This window comes from Streptomyces sp. NPDC058401 (assembly GCF_042722885.1).
Taxonomy (GTDB): domain Bacteria; phylum Actinomycetota; class Actinomycetes; order Streptomycetales; family Streptomycetaceae; genus Streptomyces.
In genome coordinates this window covers 1-1793 of record NZ_JBHXKA010000272.1, presented here as the reverse complement: position 1 = coordinate 1793, position 1793 = coordinate 1, and the positions used below count along the sequence as shown (strand labels likewise).

General features: G+C 74.8%; 1 protein-coding gene. It reads left to right on the top strand.

The window, feature by feature from the left end; translation table 11 throughout:
• Positions 1 to 217: 217 nt before the first annotated feature.
• Positions 218 to 1759 carry a histidine ammonia-lyase gene (hutH, locus tag ACFWNV_RS39685; protein WP_383957227.1) on the top strand — a complete coding sequence of 514 codons (1542 nt, stop codon included), beginning with the start codon at positions 218 to 220 and terminating at the stop codon, positions 1757 to 1759.
• Positions 1760 to 1793: the final 34 nt, after the last annotated feature.

The following is a 1793-nucleotide window of genomic DNA, read 5'->3' as shown; positions in this document are numbered from 1 at the left end:
GGGTAGGGGACCCGGCCCCGCAGGGCAGACCCAGCCGCACCCGCCCACCGGACCCCGCGCCGGGACGGCGGTGGCGGCAGCCCCGACCGGCCACCGCCGGACGGAGTCCGGCGCAGCGGCGCGAAGCCGGTAAGGCCCGCCAGGGCCGCGCCGTGCGAGTGCCGCATTGAGAGGGGTGACATGAAGAGATTCAGTCCGTAGGGTGCTGAATATGGATATGCACACTGTCGTGGTGGGAACGTCCGGGGCCACCGCCGAGGACGTGATCGCCGTCGCCCGCGGCAATGCCCGCGTGGAGCTCTCCGGCGAGGCCGTCGCCGCGCTCGCCGCGGCCCGCGAGATCGTGGACGCGCTCGCCGCGAAGCCCGAGCCCGTCTACGGGGTGTCCACCGGGTTCGGGGCGCTCGCCTCCCGGCACATCAGCCCCGAGCTGCGCGCGCAGCTCCAGCGCAACATCGTCCGCTCGCACGCCGCCGGCATGGGCCCGCGCGTCGAGCGGGAGGTCGTGCGCGCGCTGATGTTCCTGCGGCTGAAGACCGTCGCCTCCGGGCACACCGGCGTCCGGCCGTCCGTCGCGCAGACGATGGCCGACGTGCTGAACGCCGGGATCACCCCCGTCGTGCACGAGTACGGCTCCCTGGGCTGCTCCGGCGACCTCGCCCCGCTCTCGCACTGCGCGCTCGCGCTGATGGGCGAGGGTGACGCGGAGGGCCCCGACGGGACCGTGCGGCCCGCCGGGGAGCTGCTCGCCGAGGCCGGGATCGCCCCCGTCGAGCTCCGCGAGAAGGAGGGCCTCGCCCTCCTCAACGGCACCGACGGCATGCTCGGCATGCTGGTCATGGCCCTCGCCGACCTCGGCAGGCTGTACACCGCCGCCGACATCACCGCCGCGCTGACGCTGGAGGCGCTGCTCGGCACCGAGAAGGTGCTCCAGCCCGAGCTGCACGCCATCCGCCCGCACCCCGGCCAGGGTGCCTCCGCCGCGAACATGGCCGCCGTCCTGAAGGGTTCCGGGCTCGTCCGGCACTACCAGGAGGAGACCGCCCCGCGCGTCCAGGACGCCTACTCCGTGCGCTGCGCCCCGCAGGTCGCCGGTGCGGGCCGCGACACCATGGCGCACGCCGCCCTGGTCGCCTCCCGCGAGCTGGCCGCCGCCGTCGACAACCCGGTGGTGCTGGCCGACGGGCGCGTGGAGTCCAACGGGAACTTCCACGGCGCCCCGGTCGCCTACGTGCTCGACTTCCTCGCCATCGCGGCCGCCGACCTCGGGTCGATCGCCGAGCGGCGCACCGACCGGCTGCTCGACAAGAACCGGAGCCACGGGCTGCCGCCGTTCCTCGCGGACGACGCCGGCGTGGACTCCGGGCTCATGATCGCCCAGTACACGCAGGCCGCACTCGTGAGCGAGATGAAGCGGCTCGCCGTTCCTGCCTCCGCCGACTCGATCCCCTCCTCCGCCATGCAGGAGGACCACGTCTCGATGGGCTGGTCGGCCGCGCGCAAGCTCCGTACCGCCGTCGACAACCTGACCCGGATCGTCGCGATCGAGATGTACGCGGCCACCCGCGCCATCGAGCTGCGCCACGGGCTGACCCCGGCGCCGGCCAGCCAGGCCGCCATCGCGGCGGCGCGTGCGGCGGGCGTGCAGGGTCCCGGGCCGGACCGGTTCCTCGCGCCCGACCTGGCCGCCGCGGACGCCTTCGTTCGTTCGGGTGGACTCGTGGACGCCGTCGAGGCCGTCACGGGCCCGCTCGCCTGAGAGGTGCCTGAGGAAGGGTGCGGCCCCGGGGACG

Excerpts from the sequence above, each read along its gene's own strand:
- hutH (WP_383957227.1), top strand. The coding sequence starts at position 218 with ATGCACACTGTCGTGGTGGGAACGTCCGGGGCCACCGCCGAGGACGTG.